At 58.3% G+C, this 18,896-nt stretch carries 17 protein-coding genes; 15 read left to right on the top strand and 2 right to left on the bottom strand.

All coding sequences use genetic code 11. The features are described from left to right. Nucleotides 1–284 precede the first annotated feature (284 nt). The 15 genes from ftsW to AC2FJ5_RS09630 all read left to right on the top strand — a co-directional run bounded on the left by ftsW (nt 285) and on the right by AC2FJ5_RS09630 (nt 16,759). On the top strand, nt 285–1,448 hold the full coding sequence (gene ftsW / locus AC2FJ5_RS09700) for a putative lipid II flippase FtsW (RefSeq protein ID WP_496793232.1): 1,164 nt from the start codon (nt 285–287) through the stop codon (nt 1,446–1,448). Then, nucleotides 1,448–2,545: a UDP-N-acetylglucosamine--N-acetylmuramyl-(pentapeptide) pyrophosphoryl-undecaprenol N-acetylglucosamine transferase gene (locus AC2FJ5_RS09695; protein WP_496793231.1), complete on the top strand. Its 1,098-nt coding sequence runs from the start codon at nt 1,448–1,450 to the stop codon at nt 2,543–2,545. The genes ftsW and AC2FJ5_RS09695 overlap by 1 nt, the downstream gene beginning before the upstream one ends. Further along, nucleotides 2,542–3,939 (top strand): UDP-N-acetylmuramate--L-alanine ligase, encoded by a 1,398-nt coding sequence (gene murC / locus AC2FJ5_RS09690; protein WP_282021454.1) that lies wholly within the window; start codon nt 2,542–2,544, stop codon nt 3,937–3,939. Before AC2FJ5_RS09695 ends, murC begins: the two co-directional genes overlap by 4 nt. Nucleotides 3,940–4,027: 88 nt before the next feature. Further along, nucleotides 4,028–4,276, top strand: a complete 249-nt coding sequence (locus AC2FJ5_RS09685) for a DUF2484 family protein (protein ID WP_142635033.1) — start codon at nt 4,028–4,030, stop codon at nt 4,274–4,276. After that, nucleotides 4,273–4,527 (top strand): DUF2484 family protein, encoded by a 255-nt coding sequence (locus AC2FJ5_RS09680; protein ID WP_142635031.1) that lies wholly within the window; start codon nt 4,273–4,275, stop codon nt 4,525–4,527. Before AC2FJ5_RS09685 ends, AC2FJ5_RS09680 begins: the two co-directional genes overlap by 4 nt. Before the next feature lie 45 nt (nt 4,528–4,572). Further along, nucleotides 4,573–5,499: a UDP-N-acetylmuramate dehydrogenase gene (murB, locus tag AC2FJ5_RS09675; RefSeq protein ID WP_496793230.1), complete on the top strand. Its 927-nt coding sequence runs from the start codon at nt 4,573–4,575 to the stop codon at nt 5,497–5,499. 146 nt (nt 5,500–5,645) lie between these two features. Further along, complete coding sequence (locus AC2FJ5_RS09670) at nt 5,646–6,524, top strand: D-alanine--D-alanine ligase (protein WP_496793228.1); 879 nt, start codon at nt 5,646–5,648, stop codon at nt 6,522–6,524. Continuing rightward, a complete protein-coding gene (locus tag AC2FJ5_RS09665) occupies nt 6,512–7,507 on the top strand; it encodes a cell division protein FtsQ/DivIB (RefSeq protein ID WP_142635027.1) in 996 nt (331 codons plus the stop codon). Before AC2FJ5_RS09670 ends, AC2FJ5_RS09665 begins: the two co-directional genes overlap by 13 nt. 8 nt (nt 7,508–7,515) lie before the next feature. Continuing rightward, a complete protein-coding gene (ftsA, locus tag AC2FJ5_RS09660) occupies nt 7,516–8,850 on the top strand; it encodes a cell division protein FtsA (protein WP_281972769.1) in 1,335 nt (444 codons plus the stop codon). Beyond that, entirely contained in the window at nt 8,837–9,250 is a 414-nt protein-coding gene (locus tag AC2FJ5_RS09655; protein WP_496789560.1) for a hypothetical protein, read from the top strand. The genes ftsA and AC2FJ5_RS09655 overlap by 14 nt, the downstream gene beginning before the upstream one ends. A gap of 347 nt (nt 9,251–9,597) precedes the next feature. Further along, nucleotides 9,598–11,205, top strand: coding sequence for a cell division protein FtsZ (gene ftsZ / locus AC2FJ5_RS09650; protein WP_496677586.1), 1,608 nt, complete (start codon nt 9,598–9,600; stop codon nt 11,203–11,205). 212 nt (nt 11,206–11,417) lie between these two features. Then, nucleotides 11,418–12,338 carry a UDP-3-O-acyl-N-acetylglucosamine deacetylase gene (lpxC, locus tag AC2FJ5_RS09645; protein ID WP_185956629.1) on the top strand — a complete coding sequence of 307 codons (921 nt, stop codon included), beginning with the start codon at nt 11,418–11,420 and terminating at the stop codon, nt 12,336–12,338. Between the two features lie 126 nt (nt 12,339–12,464). Further along, nucleotides 12,465–13,307: an outer membrane protein assembly factor BamD gene (locus AC2FJ5_RS09640; protein ID WP_142635022.1), complete on the top strand. Its 843-nt coding sequence runs from the start codon at nt 12,465–12,467 to the stop codon at nt 13,305–13,307. Between the two features lie 35 nt (nt 13,308–13,342). After that, nucleotides 13,343–14,992 (top strand): DNA repair protein RecN, encoded by a 1,650-nt coding sequence (recN, locus tag AC2FJ5_RS09635; RefSeq protein ID WP_496793227.1) that lies wholly within the window; start codon nt 13,343–13,345, stop codon nt 14,990–14,992. A gap of 81 nt (nt 14,993–15,073) precedes the next feature. Beyond that, complete coding sequence (locus AC2FJ5_RS09630; protein ID WP_496793225.1) at nt 15,074–16,759, top strand: chloride channel protein; 1,686 nt, start codon at nt 15,074–15,076, stop codon at nt 16,757–16,759. Between the two features lie 524 nt (nt 16,760–17,283). Here AC2FJ5_RS09630 and AC2FJ5_RS09625 read toward each other — a convergent pair. Both AC2FJ5_RS09625 and AC2FJ5_RS09620 read right to left on the bottom strand, forming a co-directional pair. Next, nucleotides 17,284–18,171, bottom strand: a complete 888-nt coding sequence (locus AC2FJ5_RS09625) for a branched-chain amino acid ABC transporter permease (protein ID WP_496793224.1) — start codon at nt 18,169–18,171, stop codon at nt 17,284–17,286. A gap of 3 nt (nt 18,172–18,174) precedes the next feature. After that, nucleotides 18,175–18,888 (bottom strand): ABC transporter ATP-binding protein, encoded by a 714-nt coding sequence (locus AC2FJ5_RS09620; protein WP_496793223.1) that lies wholly within the window; start codon nt 18,886–18,888, stop codon nt 18,175–18,177. Between the last annotated feature and the right edge of the window lie 8 nt (nt 18,889–18,896).

Raw genomic sequence — 18,896 nt, 5'->3', positions numbered from 1 at the left:
TGCACAGGAGAGCGGTTCAGTGATCACGCGCATTTCCCAAGTCACAGTTCGACTGGGAAAAAAGGCTGAATTGGTCGAATCTAGATGGATAAAGCACTACGATCTTGTTCCCTAGGTGATCCGAACGCCTGGGACTGGAAGCCCTGAAGCGGATCACTGGCTTGAAGGCGCCAATTTCCCCATGTTGCGGCGTCATTCCACTAGCCCAAACGCTAAAACCCCTGTAGACTCGCACGTAGACCCCGAAAACGGGGCGTTAACGAGGCAGATAGTGGCGGTATCTCATGACTGAGATGGTGTATGGCGCGGTCCAGAACCAGCGCGGAGAACCGATTCTACCAAAGTGGTGGCGGACGATTGATCGTTGGACGATGTCCTGCGTACTGATCCTGTTTGTCATCGGGCTGTTGCTGGGGCTGGCCTCATCGCCGCCGCTGGCTGGTCGCAACGGGTTCGATCCGTTCCATTACGTCGAACGCCAGGCGTTGTTCGGCGGAATGGCGCTTGTTGCGATGCTGCTGACCTCGATGATGTCGCCCACACTGGTTCGACGTCTGGCGGTGTTGGGGTTTCTTGCTGCTTTTGTCGCGCTGGTCTTCCTTCCCGTCTTTGGCACAGATTTTGGCAAAGGTGCGGTGCGCTGGTATTCGCTTGGCTTTGCCTCGCTGCAGCCGTCTGAATTTCTGAAACCCGGGTTTATCGTTGTGGCGGCCTGGTTGCTGGCCGCGTCACAACAGATCAACGGCCCGCCCGGTCGGCTATGGTCTTTTGCGCTGTGCATGGCGATTGTCGCCATGTTGGTTATGCAGCCCGATTTTGGTCAGGCCTGCCTGATCCTGTTTGGCTGGGGCGTGATGTATTTCGTTGCCGGTGCGCCGATGTTGTTGCTGGTTGGTATGGCGGGGTTTGTCGTGCTTGGCGGTATGTTCGCCTATTCCAACTCGGAACATTTCGCCCGACGCATTGACGGGTTCCTGAACCAAGAGGTCGATCCGACCACTCAGCTGGGCTATGCCACCAATGCGATCCGCGAGGGCGGGCTTTTCGGTGTCGGCGTGGGTGAAGGGCAGGTGAAATGGTCGCTGCCCGATGCCCATACGGATTTCATCATCGCTGTCGCGGCCGAGGAATATGGCCTGATCCTGGTGCTGATTATCATCGCACTGTATTCCCTGATCGTCGTGCGGTCATTGCTGCGGCTGATGCGCGAGCGCGACATGTTCATCCGTCTGGCGGGCACCGGTCTGGCCTGCATGTTCGGGGTTCAGGCGATGATCAATATGGGCGTCGCCGTGCGCCTTTTGCCTGCCAAAGGCATGACTTTGCCGTTCGTCAGCTATGGTGGGTCCTCGCTGATTGCAGGTGGTATTGCAATCGGCATGCTTCTGGCGTTTACCCGCACCCGCCCACAGGGCGAACTTGGTGATATTCTACGCGGACGAGGCTGATGGGCAAACCCTACCTTCTGATTGCGGCTGGCGGGACCGGGGGCCACATGTTCCCGGCTCAGGCGCTAGCCGAGGCGATGCTGCACAGGGGCTGGCGTGTGCGCTTGTCCACCGATACGCGCGGCGCACGATATACGGGTGGCTTTCCGCATTCGACTGAAATTGTCGAGGCGTCTTCGGCCACCTTCGCTCGTGGCGGACTGCCCGCCAAACTGATGGTCGGCCCCAAGGTCGCAGGTGGTGTCGCCGGTATGGCGTTTCAGATGCTGCGCGATCGACCGGACGTCGTGGTCGGCTTTGGCGGTTACCCCTCGATCCCAGCGCTGGGCGCTGCGACGATGTTGAAGATCCCGCGCATGATCCATGAACAGAACGGCGTTTTGGGCCGCGTGAATCAGCTGTTTGCGACTCGCGTGGCGCAGGTGGCTTGTGGTGTCTGGCCGACTGATCTGCCGGACGGTGCAAAGGGCATACATACCGGCAACCCGGTTCGGGCCGCTGTGCTGGACCGGGCTGCGGCGGGCTATATCCCACCGGGCGATTACCCGATGTCGATCCTGGTGATGGGTGGCTCGCAAGGTGCGCGCATCCTTAGTCAGATTGTGCCCGAAGCGATTGCCGCGCTGCCTGATGAGATGCGCCGCCATATTCGTGTCGCACATCAGGCCCGTGACGAAGACGGCGCCCGTGTTTCCGCGTTTTATGACGACCACGGTATCCGTGCCGAAGTGAAACCGTTCTTTCAGGATGTGCCCCGTCGTATGTCCGATGCGCAGCTGGTGATATCACGCTCAGGTGCGTCAAGTGTTGCGGATATTTCCGTCATCGGACGGCCCTCGATCCTGATCCCGTATGCCGCCGCAGCGGGCGATCATCAGACCGCCAATGCACGCGGGCTGGTTCAGGCCGGAGGGGCAATCATGATCCCAGAGAACCTGCTTGACGTTCCTTCGCTGACACAGCAAATCACCGCAGTTCTGACAAACCCCGAAGCCGCGCAAAAGATGGCCCATGCCGCCTTATCGACCGGCGCACCGGACGCGACCGAGCGTTTGGTCGCCCAGGTCGAACAGTTGGCGCAGAAGGAGACCGCATGACCCCAGCAACCAAACTGCCGCAGGATGTCGGGCCGATCCATTTCGTGGGTATCGGCGGGATCGGGATGTCGGGCATTGCCGAGGTGCTTTTGAATCTGGGCTACCGGGTGCAGGGCTCGGACCTGAAAGCGTCGAAAATCACCGACCGCCTTGCTGGTCTGGGCGCCGAGATCTTTGTCGGTCAAAGTGCTGAAAACCTTGAGAACGCCGCCGTGGTTGTGGTGTCGACCGCGATCAAACCGGGCAACCCGGAGCTGGACGGTGCCCGTGCGCGCGGCCTGCCAGTGGTGCGTCGGGCCGATATGCTGGCCGAGTTGATGCGCTTGAAATCCAACATTGCCATTGCCGGAACCCACGGCAAGACCACCACCACCACGATGATGGCTGAACTGATGGTGGCAGGGGAATTTGACCCGACCGTGATCAATGGCGGTATCATTCACGCTTATGGCTCGAATGCGCGGATGGGGCAGGGCGAATGGATGGTGGTCGAGGCGGACGAATCCGACGGCTCGTTCAACCGGCTGCCCGCGACCATTGCCATTGTCACCAATATCGACCCCGAGCATATGGAGCATTGGGGTGATTTCGACCAGCTGCGCGACGGGTTCTACGAATTTGTCTCGAACCTGCCGTTTTACGGGCTTGCCGTCTGCTGCACCGACCACGCCGAAGTGCAAACACTGGTGGGTCGCATCACAGACCGGCGCGTGCGGACCTATGGTTTCAACGCGCAGGCGGATGTGCGGGCCGAGAACCTGACCTATAAGGGCGGCGTCGCACATTTCGACATTCACCTGCAATACGAAGACAAGAGGATCGAGGGTTGCACCCTGCCGATGCCAGGCGACCACAACGTCTCGAACGCATTGTCGGCCGTTGCTGTTGCCCGCCATCTGGGCATGAAAGCCGCCGAAATCCGCGAAGCGTTAGCTAATTTCGGTGGCGTCAATCGTCGCTTTACCAAAGTGGGTGAGGTCGATGGCGTCACAATCATCGACGATTACGGTCACCACCCGGTTGAAATCGCAGCGGTTCTGAAAGCCGCACGCCAGGCCACCGAAGGCCGTGTGATCGCGGTCCATCAACCCCACAGGTATTCGCGTTTGTCTAATCTGTTCGATGATTTCTGTACCTGTTTCAATGACGCCGACGTTGTTGCCATCGCAGATATATTCGCTGCCGGAGAGGACCCGATCGAAGGGGCGTCCCGCGATGACCTGGTTCAGGGGCTGATCCGGCATGGGCATCGACATGCCCGCGCTTTGATGGACGAATCCGATCTCGAACGTCTGGTTCGTGAACAGGCCCGCCCCGGAGACATGGTTGTCTGCCTTGGTGCCGGTACGATCAGCGCCTGGGCCAATGGCCTGCCTTCGCGCTTGCAGAAATAACAGGCGATGTGACGTAATGGACTCTTTTGTGGTGCAACCCTAAAGAGTGATCGTGCAACCGCAGAAAAAGCGGTCTCGGAGGCAAGATTTGGCGTATTCGGTATTATTTGCAGGGTTGTGGGTCATAGCGTCGACTATCGTGGCCATGCTACCGATGCGCCTGCAATTTCCACCGGGGATTGTGTTGGTTATCGTTGCGCCGGCGCTGATTGTCTGGCTGGGTTACGATTTCGGCTGGTTCTTTTCGGTCCTGGGCTTCGCGGCTTTTGCATCCATGTTCCGCAACCCAATTCGCCACTATTGGCAACGTTGGACAGGCCGAGGGGACGACGAATGAATTGGTCCATTGCCCTTGCCGCCCTGTGGGGAGTTGTTGCGAATGTCCTGGCGATGATCCCCAGCAAGGATAATCACTGGACCCGCGCCTATTTCTTGATTGCTGCGGGTATTCCTATCGTTGGCTATGTCACGCTGCAGAACGGCCCATGGATCGGGTTGATTGTTCTGGTTGCTGGGATCTCGGTACTGCGTTGGCCCGTGATTTATCTGGGCCGGTGGTTGCGTCGGATCCTGGGTGCCGCGCAATAGCGGATACAGCTTGCTTTGGCGGTTCAAATCCGCGAATTAGCGGCCATGACTTCTGTTCCCTCGCCACGCGGCAAGCTCACCCAGAACCGCCCGCTGAATGATCTGACCTGGTTGCGGGTCGGAGGACCGGCGGATTTCCTCTTTCAACCCGCCGACCAGGAAGACCTGCAGCAGTTTCTGCGCGACTTGCCTGACGATATCACGGTTTTCCCGATGGGCGTCGGCTCTAACCTGATCGTCCGGGACGGAGGGCTGCGCGCCGTGGTGATCCGGTTGGGCCGGGGATTTAATGGCATCTCGATTGAGGGCAACATTGTCACCGCAGGCGCGGCGGCGCTGGATGGGCATGTGGCGCGCAAGGCAGCTGATGCGGGCGTGGACCTGACGTTTTTGCGAACCATTCCGGGGTCGATTGGCGGCGCTGTGCGGATGAATGCGGGATGTTATGGCAGCTATACGGCGGATGTTCTGTGCAAGGCGACGATCATCACGCGGCAAGGGCAGGTCGTCGATCTGACGCCCGAAGAACTGAATTTTCGCTATCGTCAGTCGGATCTGCCTGAGGGAGCGGTGCTGATCTCGGCCACGTTCGAAGGCCCCCTAGATGATCCTGATGAACTGCATGCCCGCATGGACTCGCAGTTGAAAAAGCGGGATGAGACTCAGCCGACCAAAGATCGCAGCGCGGGCTCGACCTTCCGCAATCCGGCCGGGTTTTCCTCGACGGGCCGCGCAGATGATGTGCATGACCTCAAGGCCTGGAAGGTGATCGACGACGCAGGAATGCGGGGCGTGATGCGGGGCGGAGCGCAGATGAGCCCCAAGCATCCCAATTTTCTGATCAACACCGGCTCTGCCACCGCTGCCGACCTCGAAGGGTTGGGCGAAGATGTGCGAAAAAAGGTTTACGAAACAAGCGGCATCACGCTAGAGTGGGAAATCATGCGGGTCGGTGATCCGCTGACAGATTAAAGCTCCGACCGTCAGACCCAAAACAGGCAAAATAGGGCGACGGATCAAAGGCATAAAGCAGGACGGACCACCACATAAGGTCCGCAGGATTTGAGGCGCACGACGTGGGTAGTTCGAGCAGGACAAACCCCAAAGTGGCGGTATTGATGGGTGGACCCTCGGCGGAACGTGAGGTGTCTCTCAGCTCTGGGCGCGAATGCGCAGCCGCCCTAAGGGGAGAAGGCTTTGAAGTGGTCGAACTGGACGCGGGTCTGGACCTCTATGCGCGCCTTTTGGATATCAAGCCGGATGTGGTCTTCAACGCTCTGCATGGTCGCTGGGGCGAGGATGGCTGCGTGCAGGGTCTGCTGGAGTGGTTGCGTATTCCCTATACCCATTCGGGTGTGCTGGCTTCGGCGTTGGCCATGGACAAGCAGCGCAGCAAAGCGGCGTTCCGTATCGCCGGTCTGCCAGTCGCCGAAAGTGTGATCGAGGCCAAATCCGAAGTTGCCGCGCGTCATACGATGGAACCGCCCTATGTGGTCAAGCCCAACAATGAGGGTTCCAGCGTCGGCATTTATCTGGTGCATGAGGGCGCCAATACTCCACCGAAACTGGCAGACGACATGCCCGAACTGGTAATGGTCGAACAATATGTGGCTGGCCGCGAGTTGACCGTCACAGTCATGGGCGACCGCGCCCTGACCGTGACAGAAATCATGACGGATGGCTGGTACGATTACGATGCCAAGTACAAGCCGGGCGGGTCGTGGCATGTGCTGCCTGCTGAAATCCCGCAGGACATTTTTGACCTTTGTATGGGCTTTGCCAAACAGGCGCATGATCTGCTGGGTTGCAAAGGCGTCAGCCGCACAGATTTTCGGTGGGATGACAGCAAGGGCGCAGAGGGCTTGTTCCTGCTGGAAACCAACACCCAGCCAGGAATGACGCCGACGTCACTGGCTCCGGAACAGGGCGCGCATTGCGGGATAACCTTCGGCCAGTTTTGCGCATGGATGGTGGAGGACGCATCATGCGACCGCTGACAGCCACCCGTGCGCCGGTTATCCATCGGTCAAAGCCACTTGCCGGTCCGGATGCCGATTTCGCTTCGGGGGACCGCAACAATGTAGAACCCAAGTTCCGCCTGCGGCGACTTTGGGGGCGTAAGTCATCGGCGTTTGATCCGGCGCCGTCCCGCCTAAGCTATCGGTTGCAGCGCTGGATGTTGACGCCTGGTGTTCGCCGTGGCCTGAAATACGGGCTGCCGGTCTTCGCTGTGTGTGCTGCGCTTGGCGGGTATTTCAGCTCTCAGGACCGGCGCGAAGCGATTGTGGCTCATGTCCATGATGTGAAAATCTCGATCCAGCAGCGACCAGAATTCATGGTCAACCTGATGGCGATTGATGGGGCGGGAACCAACCTTTCGGAAGACATTCGTGAAGTGGTGCCACTGGACTTCCCAATCAGTTCCTGGGACCTGGATGTCGAACAGATGCGCGAAACGATCACAGGATTGGATCCGGTTAAATCCGCCTCTGTGCGCATCCGTCCCGGAGGTATCCTGCAGGTGGATGTTGTCGAACGGCAGCCCGCCATTGTCTGGCGCACCCGCCGAGGGGTCGAATTGCTGGATGAAACCGGCGCGCATGTTGAAATCATCGCATCGCGGCAGGATCACTCCAATCTGCCACTGATCGCGGGTGAGGGCGCGGATTCCTATGTACCCGAAGCGCTGCAACTGACGGCCACAGCCAGCAGTCTTGGCAATCGGGTGCGCGGTCTGGTGCGAATTGGCGAACGTCGCTGGGATCTGGTTCTGGATCGCGGTCAGCGCATCATGTTGCCGACAGAACGGCCAGTGCGCGCATTGGAACGCGTGTTGGCCGTGAACGAGGTTCAGGATCTTCTGGAACGCGATGTGGCCGTAGTGGATATGCGCCTGGGTCAGCGACCGACAATCCGAATGACCAAAGCCGCCAGCGAAGACTGGTGGAATACAAAAGTAGATGTGAGTAGTGGGCAGTAACGACAATGATGACCGATCTTTATCAGTCCCAACGGGCCATGCGGCAAATGCGCAGGCAGGCGATGCAACGCGGCGTTGTCGCTATTCTGGATGTCGGGAGCTCAAAGATTTCCTGCCTTGTGCTGCGGTTCGACGGCGCCGGGCGTTTGCACGAGGACAGTGGCATCGGGTCTCTGGCCGGACAATCCGGGTTTCGGGTGATCGGTGCCGCGACCACGCGATCGCGTGGGGTTCAGTTTGGCGAAGTCACTGCAATGCAAGAGACCGAGCGCGCCATTCGCACCGCGCTTCAGGCCGCACAGAAAATGGCGGATATCCGGGTCGACCATGTGATCGCCTGTTTCTCGGGCGCGAACCCGCGGTCCTATGGCTTGGACGCGCAGGTGGATCTGGAAGGCCAGCTTGTCACCGAGGCCGAGGTCGGCCGGGTTCTGAATGCCTGCGATGTGCCCGACTATGGTGCGGGCCGCGAGGTTCTGCATGCCCAGCCGGTGAATTTCGCGCTGGATAACCGCTCGGGCCTGATCGACCCGAGGGGCCAGATGGGGCAATCGCTGGCCGTCGATATGCACATGCTGACCGTGGACGCGGTTGCAATCCAGAATATCGTGCGCTGTATCAAGCGTTGCGATCTCGAATTGGCCGGTATCGCAAATTCGGCCTATGTCTCGGGTATTTCGGCGCTGGTTGAGGATGAACAGGAACTTGGTGCGGCCTGTATCGACATGGGCGGTGGTACCACGAGCGTGTCAATATTCATGAAGAAACACATGATCTATGCCGATTGCGTGCGCATGGGTGGGGATCATGTGACCAGTGACATCTCGATGGGGCTGGGCGTTCCGGCGTCTGTTGCCGAACGGATCAAGACATTCAATGGCGGCGTTCACGCGACAGGCGCGGATGACCGCGACCTGATCGACATTGGCGGTGATACCGGCGATTGGGAACATGACCGCCGTACCGTCAGCCGGGCAGAGTTGATAGGTATCATGCGTCCACGTGTCGAAGAAATCCTGGAAGAAGTGCGTGTACGGCTGGATGCGGCTGGCTTTGAGCACATGCCCAGTCAGCAGATCGTCCTGACCGGAGGCGGTAGCCAAATCATGGGGCTGGACGGGTTGGCCTCTCGTATTCTGGGCCAGCGTGTTCGCCTTGGTCGCCCGCTGCGGGTCCATGGGTTGCCGCAATCGGCCACAGGGCCGGGGTTCTCTTCGGTTGTGGGGCTAAGCCTGTTTGCAGCCAACCCACAGGATGAATGGTGGGATTTTGAAATCCCCGTAGACACTTATTCCGCACGCCCGTTCAAGCGCGCTGTGCGGTGGTTCCGTGACAACTGGTAAGGCCGCGATCGCGGCGCTGGTCATGGCTGTGCCGTCAGCGATAGAGGCTCAGACCCGTATCACACCCGAAGCCTTCCTGGGGGCCGTTCAAGGAAAGACCGTAAAGTTTCACGTCTATAACAGCGGTATGCTGGTCGGCACCGAAGAGTTCCTGAGCCCGACTCTCTCGGTCTGGCGTATGGAGGGCAAGGGTTGTGTGTACGGGAAAATTACAACTCCTAATGGGCAGATTTGCTTTCTGTACGACGATGACGAGGATGGTCTGCCAGTTTGCTGGTGGCCGTTTTTGTATGAAGACCAGTTGATGGTGCGAATGGTCGGTTTCTCCAGGACAGAAATTCAAGAGGTCAGGGACATTTCTGAGAAAGGTCTTAACTGCCCAAGTGCCCCAATTAGCTAAAGAAATATCTTGCAGGGGCTGTCAAAATCCCGCAAGATATCCACAGGGCCCGTCAGAGGCCTTGCGAGAGGGCTTGAGCAGTTTTCCGCAAACACATGTGAATGAATTGCAAGTGACGCGCCCGTCAACAGTGGCGCGAGCGTCGCATGTTTTGTGGTGCTTTGAGATAATTCCGCAACATCTGGCAATCTCTGCCAAATACTGTTTTCAAGTGCCTTATTTCCTCCATATTTTGTGGATTTTCGCGATTTTTGGCGTGACGTTTGCCGTTTGGATCGGTAGGATTGTTAGTGGATAGGTAAGAAAAACACCGCGTTGGCGGGTTATATAAACAGGCGGACAGAAGCATGACATTGAATCTTTCGATGCCCGGGCACGACGAGCTGAAGCCTCGGATTACAGTTTTTGGCGTTGGCGGAGCGGGCGGTAACGCCGTCAACAACATGATTGAAAAACAGTTGGACGGTGTCGATTTTGTCGTTGCCAACACCGATGCCCAGGCGCTGCAGCAAAGCCAGTCTTCGTCACGAGTTCAACTAGGCGTGAAAGTCACCGAAGGTCTGGGTGCGGGCGCGCGTCCGACAGTGGGTGCGGCAGCGGCCGAAGAAAGCATCGAGCAGATTGTAGACCATCTGGCAGGCGCGCATATGTGCTTCATCACGGCCGGTATGGGTGGTGGCACCGGCACGGGTGCCGCACCGATCATCGCGCAGGCAGCGCGTGAATTGGGTGTTTTGACCGTCGGTGTTGTGACCAAGCCTTTCCAGTTCGAAGGCGCCAAGCGGATGCGTCAGGCCGAAGACGGTGTTGAAGCCTTGCAGCGCGTAGTCGACACGCTGATCATCATTCCAAACCAGAACTTGTTCCGTCTGGCCAACGAAAAGACCACGTTTACCGAGGCGTTTTCGATGGCGGATGACGTTCTGTATCAGGGTGTCAAAGGCGTGACCGACCTGATGGTGCGTCCGGGCCTGATCAACCTCGACTTCGCGGATGTTCGCGCCGTTATGGACGAGATGGGCAAGGCGATGATGGGCACGGGCGAAGCCACCGGCGAAGATCGCGCGGTTCAGGCCGCCGAGAAGGCCATCGCCAACCCGCTGTTGGACGAAATCAGCCTCAAGGGCGCCAAGGGCGTTCTGATCAACATCACTGGCAGCCACGACCTGACCCTGTTCGAACTGGACGAAGCCGCAAACCGTATCCGTGAGGAAGTGGACCCAGAGGCGAATATCATCGTCGGCTCCACGCTGGATACCGCAATGGAAGGCGGCATGCGCGTTTCGGTTGTGGCAACAGGTATCGACGCCAGCGAAAAGCAGGATGATGTGCCTGTCGCGCGTCGTTCGATGTCGGCACCGCTGACCCGTTCGGTTTCTGCAGAGGAAGCGGCCCTAGAAGAAATGTCAGTGGCGGCAAGCGCCGAACCTGAACCTCAGCCCGAACCAACGCGTGAACCTTCGCTGTTTGAGGCAACTGAAGAGCCGATGGAACCGCAGTTCCAACCGCGCGCAGAACAGGATGATGACGGCCTGCCACCCCCGGCTTATCAGCCGCGCGTGGCCGAATTCGAGCCGACTCCCGAGCCGGTCGAATACGCCCCAGAAAGCTTTGTCGCACCTCAGCCGCAAGCACCCGCAGGATCGCCATCACCTGAAGCGCTGAGGCGCTTGCAGGCAGCCGTCCAGAATGTACCTCCGGCTGAAAGAGGTCATCCTGCGCCTCGACCGCAGGAGGTCTCCGATAATCATGGGGATGCCGACCGCCCGCGATTTGGTTTTAACCGCCTGATTGATCGCATGACCGGCCACGCAGCCGATACTCCGGCGCAGCAACCGGCCCGCCAGCAGCCGGTATTGCGCCAATCTGACGCTACGGCACCTGCACATGTCGAGGACGACCCGGAGCAGGATCGGATCGAAATACCGGCCTTCCTTCGCCGTCAAGCCAACTGATCGCGGTAACAATATACTAAAGAGGGGCTGCCATTTGGCGGCCCTTTCTTATTTTAAAACAGTGCATTATCCCTATGTGAGCAGGGTTTTGCCGACCTGTCACATTCATGTTTCATTCGGTTGCAAAGAGTGAGTTGAGCCTTTTGACCTGCTTCCTTAGTTGAATGCCAACACGGCCATCACAGGTCGGACGCCACTCACCGAGGTCACACTTGCAACATACGCTCAAATCTCCGATCACGTTTACAGGCCTGGGGCTGCACAGCGGTAAGCCTGCGACGATGATCCTGAAGCCGGCTGCTGCTGGCCACGGCATCTGGTTCAAACGGACGGATATCGAGCTGGGCAATGCGTTGATCCCTGCAATCTACGATGTGGTCGATCGTACCCCGCTTTGTACCCGACTGGTCAATGAAGCGGGCGTTACGGTTTCCACCGTCGAGCATATCATGGCAGCTTTGGCTGGATGCGGTGTCCACAATGCGCTGATCGAGATTGATGGCCCCGAGGTGCCGATCATGGACGGGTCTTCGATTGAATTCGTTCGTGGCATCATGTTGAAAGGCGTGCGTCGTCAGGCAAGCCCGGTCCTGGCCTATGAGGTTCTTAAACCTGTGACCGCAACCCGTGAGGGTGCCAGTGCTTCGATTGCGCCTGCGGACGGTTTGATTATCGATTTTCATATCGATTTTGAAGACAGCGCCATTGGTCGTCAGACTAAGACGCTGGATATGTGCAATGGCTCTTTTGCACGCGAGCTTAGTGATTGCCGGACATTCTGCCGTCGTACCGACGTCGAAGCAATGCGCGAGAACGGCTTGGCTCTTGGCGGCACGCTTGAAAATGCTGTGGTCGTTCAGGGCGACGAAGTTCTGACCCCGGGTGGCCTTCGCCACGCAGACGAGGCGGTGCGTCACAAGATGCTAGATGCTCTGGGTGACTTGTATTTGGCGGGTGGACCGATTCTGGGTCATTTCACCGGCGACAAGTCTGGTCATGCGATGACAAACACGCTTCTGCGCAAGCTGTTTGAAACGCCCGGTGCTGTGCGTCCGATCCTGTGTACCCCCGAACAGGCCGCGCGTCTGCCCGGACAGGGTCTGGTCTGGGACGAAATCCCCGAAGTCGCCTGATTGGTTCCACTCTGCTGACAAATCCGCCAAAGGGCCTACTAAGGCGTTTTGCACTGGAATTTTATGTGCTAGACCAAGGCCCAAACCGGGGTATTCCCATTAAGCAAGACGACAAGGATTGGCGGAATGATAGGCACCAAAGCGGCGGTCAGATTCGCAGGGGCGGTACTTCTGACAGCAGTTTTGACAGCGTGCAACAGCGGGGGCGCTGACCGCAATCAGAACCTAGAAGGGTTCACCCCCGAACAGATTTTCACGCGTGGGGAATTTGAGCTGTCGGAGAATCGTTCCGACGATGCGGCGTGGTACTTCTCTGAGGTTGAACGTCTTTACCCTTACTCTGACTGGGCAAAGCGCGCGCTGATCATGCAGGCGTTTTCGTACCATGCAGATGAGAATTACGAAGAAAGCCGTGCAGCGGCACAGCGCTATATAGATTTCTATCCAACCGACGAAGATGCGGCCTATGCCCAATATCTGTTGGCACTCAGCTATTATGACCAGATTGACGAGGTGGGCCGCGATCAGGGCCTGACGTTCCAGGCGCTTCAGTCATTGCGCACGGTGATCGAGGTCTATCCGGACAGCGAATATGCCACCTCCGCCGTGCTGAAATTCGATCTGGCCTTTGACCATCTGGCTGGCAAAGAAATGGAGATCGGACGTTATTATCTGCGTCAGGATCACTATACTGCCGCGATCAACCGGTTCCGCGTTGTGGTAGAGGATTTTCAGACAACCTCGCATACCGCCGAAGCGCTCTATCGCCTGATCGAGGCCTATCTCTCGTTGGGTCTGGTGGATGAGGCGCAATCGGCCGGTGCAATTCTGGGTTACAACTACCAATCCTCGGAATGGTATGACGCTGGCTATAAGCTGCTGACCTCTCGCGGGCTGAAACTCAAAAGCCGCGGCAACAACTGGCTCAGCACGATTTATCGCCAGACCGTCAAAGGTCAGTGGTTGTAATCGCCATGGCTAAAGGCGTGGGACGCTGAGACCCGATGCTGCGCGCCCTTGATATCCGCGATATGCTGATCATCGACCGGTTGGAACTGACGTTCCAGCCGGGATTGAACGCGTTGACCGGCGAGACCGGCGCGGGCAAGTCGATCCTACTGGATTCGCTTGGGTTCGTTCTGGGCTGGCGCGGGCGGGCAGAGCTGGTGCGTCAGGGGGCCGCTCAGGGCGAAGTTGTGGCCGAGTTCGAGCTGCACGAAAACCACCCCGCACATGCGATTTTGGCCGAAGCCGGATTGCCCGGAGGCGAAGAGCTGATCCTGCGCCGCGTGAACACAGCCGAGGGTCGGAAAACCGCATGGGTCAATGACCGGCGTTGCTCGGGCGAGGTGCTGCGGGCCTTGTCGGAAACCCTGGTGGAACTGCATGGCCAGCACGATGATCGCGGCCTGCTGAACCCACGTGGCCACCGCGCGATGCTGGATGATTTTGCCGGGGCAGGGGGGCAACTGGCCACTGTGCGCTCCGCATGGTCCGAGATGTCGCGCGCGCGCAAGCTTTTGTCTGAGGTCGAATCTGCCTTGGCTGCCATGCGGGCAGAGGAAGAATTTCTGCGCCATGCGGTCACTGAGCTTGATAAGCTTGATCCGCAGCCCGGCGAGGATGCCGAACTGGATGCAAGGCGCCGCATGATGCAGGGGGCAGAGCGGATTCGCGATGACGTCGCCCGTGCCTATGACTTGCTTGGCAGTGATGGGGCCGAGGGCGCGATGTCTGATGCTCTGCGCTGGCTGGAAGGCGTGTCCGATAATGCAGGCGGGCAGTTGGAAGAGCCTGTTGTCGCACTGGGGCGTGCACTGGTCGAATTGGGCGAGGCGCAAGATGGCGTTAATGCCAGTCTTCAGGCGCTGGACTTCAATCCGGTTGAACTGGAGGCAGTCGAGGAACGGCTTTTCGCCATTCGTGCGTTGGCCCGAAAGCATGACGTTGCCCCGGACGACTTGGGCGGGTTCGCGGACACCTTGCGTGAGCGGCTGAACCGTTTGGATGCTGGTGACGCTGATCTGGCCGACAGGCGCTTTGCGGTTGAGACTGCGCAGGCAGTTTATCACAAGGCTGCGGAAGCACTCAGTAGCCTGCGCCAACGGGCAGCGGGTGAACTTGACACCGCTGTGATGGCCGAGCTTGCACCGCTGAAAATGGAACGCGCTGTGTTCCAGACCGAGATCACCCCGTCCGATCCCGGCCCCGAAGGTGCGGATGCTGTGGCGTTCACCGTTGCCACCAACCCCGGTGCACCGTCTGGACCGTTAAACAAAATCGCCTCGGGCGGTGAACTGAGCCGCTTCTTGCTGGCGCTCAAGGTCTGTCTGACCGGCGATGACAGCGTGCGCACGATGATCTTTGATGAGATCGACAGGGGTGTTGGCGGCGCGACTGCGGACGCCGTCGGCAGGCGTCTGGCATCGCTGGCACAGGGCGGGCAGGTATTGGTCGTGACGCATTCGCCGCAGGTCGCTGCCCGTGCCGCCTATCACTGGCGTGTTCAGAAACATGTGACCGACGGGCAAACCCTGTCGACCGTGGTTCCATTGACCCAGGCCGACCGGGTGGACGAAATTGCCAGGATGGTCGCGGGTGATACGATCACGGACGAAGCGCGCGCCGCTGCCCGTGCTCTTCTGGACGCATAGGCCCTCACAGACACGCGATCCGGCTTTTAACCGTGCCCTCCGTGGCTTAGTAAGGGGTGTATTCTGATCCCCCGAGGGCAAATGACCCAGTCAACCCGCACCGTTCTGCGCAACCAGCTCAACCAGGCTCTGGCCGCGATGAAGGACGCGTGGCGGGTGATGCGCAGGCGCGGGCCCAGCCAAATCCAGTTCTGGTTCATCGCGCTGGCGATTGGGATTGCCGCAGGCTTTATGGCATTGGGATTTCGTAAGGCAATTCAGGCATTGCAGGCCTATGTCTACGACACCGGGGATATCTCGTTACTGCACAGCCATGTGGAAAAGCTACCCTGGTTCCTGATCCTGATCACACCGATCATCGGCGGTCTTATCGTTGGCATCATCCTGCACCGGTATACCGATGACGGGCGCGTGCGTTCAGTTGCCGACGTAATCGAAGGCGCTGCCCTCACCGATGGTCGGGTCGAAGGCAAGGCGGGTATCGCGTCTTTTTTCTCCTCGCTGATTACGCTCAGCACAGGTGGGTCCACGGGTCGAGAAGGGCCGGTTGTGCATATGGCAGGCGTGATCTCGACCTGGGTCAGTAATCGTATCCATGCCGACGGAATTACCGGGCGTGATTTGCTGGGATGTGCAGTGGCGGCGGCGGTTTCGGCCAGTTTCAACTCACCCATTGCCGGTGCTCTGTTCGCGCTTGAGGTGGTGCTGCGCCATTTCGCGGTGCATGCTTTTGCGCCCATCGTTATCGCTTCGGTCGCCGGGACGGTGATTAACCGGCTGGAATACGGCGACGTGACCGAATTCACTCTGGATACGCCCGGATCACTGCAATTCTATGTCGAGCTGCCCGCGTTTCTGATCCTTGGGTTGATCTGCGGGTTGGTGGCCTTGCTTCTGATGCGGTCGATCTTTTTTGCAGAAGATATTGGCAATCACATTCAAAGCCGGCTTACCTTGCCCGGATGGCTGCGTCCTGCTGTATCAGGCGCAATGTTGGGGCTGATCGCGATCTGGTTTCCCCACATCATCGGCGTTGGATACGAAACCACGATCCGGGCTCTGGCCGGAGATCTGGTTCTGACAACTGCCATTCTGTTCGCAATCATCAAAACTGTGGCTGTTGCGATCACGATGGGTGGCCGTATGGGTGGAGGTGTGTTTTCACCCTCGCTGATGATAGGCGCGTTGACCGGGTTGGCATTCGGGTTGATTGCAACAGGTTTGCTGCCCGATGTATCGGGGACCCATACCCTTTATGCATTTGCCGGGATGGGCGCGGTTGCCGCTGCCGTGCTTGGTGCCCCGATTTCGACCACGATGATTGTCTTTGAACTGACCGGAGATTGGCAGATCGGTCTGGCGGTGATGGTGTCGGTTTCAATGTCCACGGCGCTGGCTTCGCGCCTCGTGGATCGATCCTTCTTCCTGACCCAACTGGAACGGCGCAATGTGCATCTGGCCGCGGGGCCACAGGCCTATCTTCTGGCGATGTTGCGCGCAGGCGCAGTGATGCGACCGCTTGGCGATGCACGTTCAATCACCCGGGAAGAAGCACAGGTTTTGATTGATCAGGGTCTTTTTGTTCAAGCAAGCGCTACGCTTGAGGCGGCGATGCCGTTCTTCGACCGAGACGAAATCCTCTGCATACCGGTGGTGGTGAGCGGTAATGACGGAGCTGAGACGCCAGTCGGTACGCTCTACCATATTGATGCGCTAAAGGCCTATAACCGCGCGTTGGCAGCCACGGCTGCAGAAGAACATTCATAACAGGGGCCCCTGCAACATTGGTCCTTGTCAATCTTGTTCCTTGAAACAGGCGAGGCATTGACGCGATACGATCTTTGGATCTGCACCTACCGGGCGTGGCCAGTCGAAATCCAGAGGCTCATATGTTTGATCTGACAAGCTGTGCAGAACTGAGCTTTCTAGCTGAAAAACATCAGGCCTTGGAGCGCTTGTGAAGGACTAACTTTACCTCACTGACGCTCTGGAATTTGTGGAACGACGCGCAACTTTGAGCCGCCGACAGCTTCCCAGGATATTTTCGAGCCAGCGAGTCATGCAATATTGGCCGTAACATCGAGGAATTCTGATCTATTGCGGACTTTTGTCGGTATCTGGTCAAAGAACGGCAGTGCGGCGCAGCCCAATTCCGCTGCGGCTGCGCCAATGTCTGATTTTGGAAGTTAGATTCAATTTCCTCAGAATCCGATTTGTACACTCTTTGTCTTTCATCGCGCTCTGAGGGCAACAATCCAAGCGAGTGATGAACTTTGCGCCAACACCGCTCCTTACGATCTGTTGGCATTCGCCGCTGGAAGGAGGCCATCCGGGCGCAACAGCAGCAGCAAGATGACTGAGGCCAGAACCATTGCATCCCGGTATGGGGCCAGACTGTCTGGCAGGAAAGCCTGTAGCAGAACCTCCAGCCCGCCGACGATGAACCCACCAAGGACAGCGCCGCCCAAGCTGCCCAAACCCCCAAGTACGGTCGCTATGAAGGCCTTGAGAACGGGAAAAAATCCCATCAGTGGATCCACTGACCCGCGTTGTGCCGTCCAGATGACAGCGGCAAAACCCGCAAGTAGCCCTGACAGGGCAAAAGCCACAGCAACGACCCGGTTGGCCTTGATACCCAGCAGTTTGAGCATCTCGATATCTTCGGCAGCGGCGCGCATGGCCATGCCAATCGTTGTGCGCCGCAACACGAATGTCAGGCCTGCAAGGGCTGAAAATGTTACGATGATTGATACGGTCGGGATAATGCCAAATGTCGTCTGGCCGATATGATAGGTGCCAGACCATGACGCTGGAAAAGAGATCGGGACGGGTCTGGCGGAAATTCCGTTCTGGAACAGAACTTTGAGGATCTCGGATACCGCGAAAGATGTGATCAAAAGTGCAACGACATCCGCGCCGCGCATGGCGCGAAACGCTGTACGCTCCATTGCCATGGCCATGAACACAGAAGCGCCAAGCCCGACAACAAGAGCGGCGATCGGCGGCAGGCCAAAGCTCATGGCCAGAAAGATGCCATAGCCCCCGAACGTCATGATTTCGCCATGCGCGAAATTGATCAATCGCACAATAGAGAACACAATCGCCAGCCCCAGGGCCAGCATCGCATAAATTCCCCCAAGGCTAAGCGCGTTGATCATTTGTTGAAGAAGAACATCCATCGCTCAAGCCGCCAGATATGCGGATTGCAAGACCGCGTCATTTGCTAGTTCCGACGGTGCACCGGCAGCGGCAACAGCGCCATTCGCCAGCACGACAGCATGATCGGCAATGTCCAGGGCAAGAGCCGCGTTTTGCTCGACCAGAAGCACTGAAATACCGTCGGCTTTCAATTCTTCTACGATGTCGAAAATCTGATCCACGACCTGCGGCGCAAGGCCAAGCGACGGTTCGTCCAGCAACAGCAAGCGCGGTCCGCTCATCAAGGCACGTCCCACCGCCAGCATCTGTTGTTCGCCCCCCGACAAAAGCCCCGCCATCTGACGGCGGCGTTCGCCCAGGATCGGGAAACGCTCTTTCATCTCGGCCAAACGTTTGGCGCTGAGCGTCTCGTCGCCCAGAATTGATCCGGCCAGCATAAGATTTTCTTCGACCGTCAGCTGCGCAAACACGCGGCGTCCTTCCGGTGAGATGGCCACACCCGCCCGCACAATGGCGTCGGGTGTGGCCCCTGTCATATCCTTGCCAAAAAGGGAAACAGCGCCCGATACCAGGGGCAAAGCACCTGCGATGGCCATGACCGTCGTTGTCTTGCCTGCGCCATTGGCCCCTAAAAGCGCCGTTATGCCGCCTTTGGGGACGATCAGGTCAATGCCCTGAACCGCGCGGATTGGGCCATAGCGGACGTGCAAGCCTTGGATATCGAGTGCTGTTTCCATTGGGTTCA

Source organism: Ruegeria sp. CDSA221 (assembly GCF_059611825.1).
The sequence above is the reverse complement of the archived record's forward strand: the minus strand, read 5'-3'. Positions and strand labels throughout refer to the sequence as shown.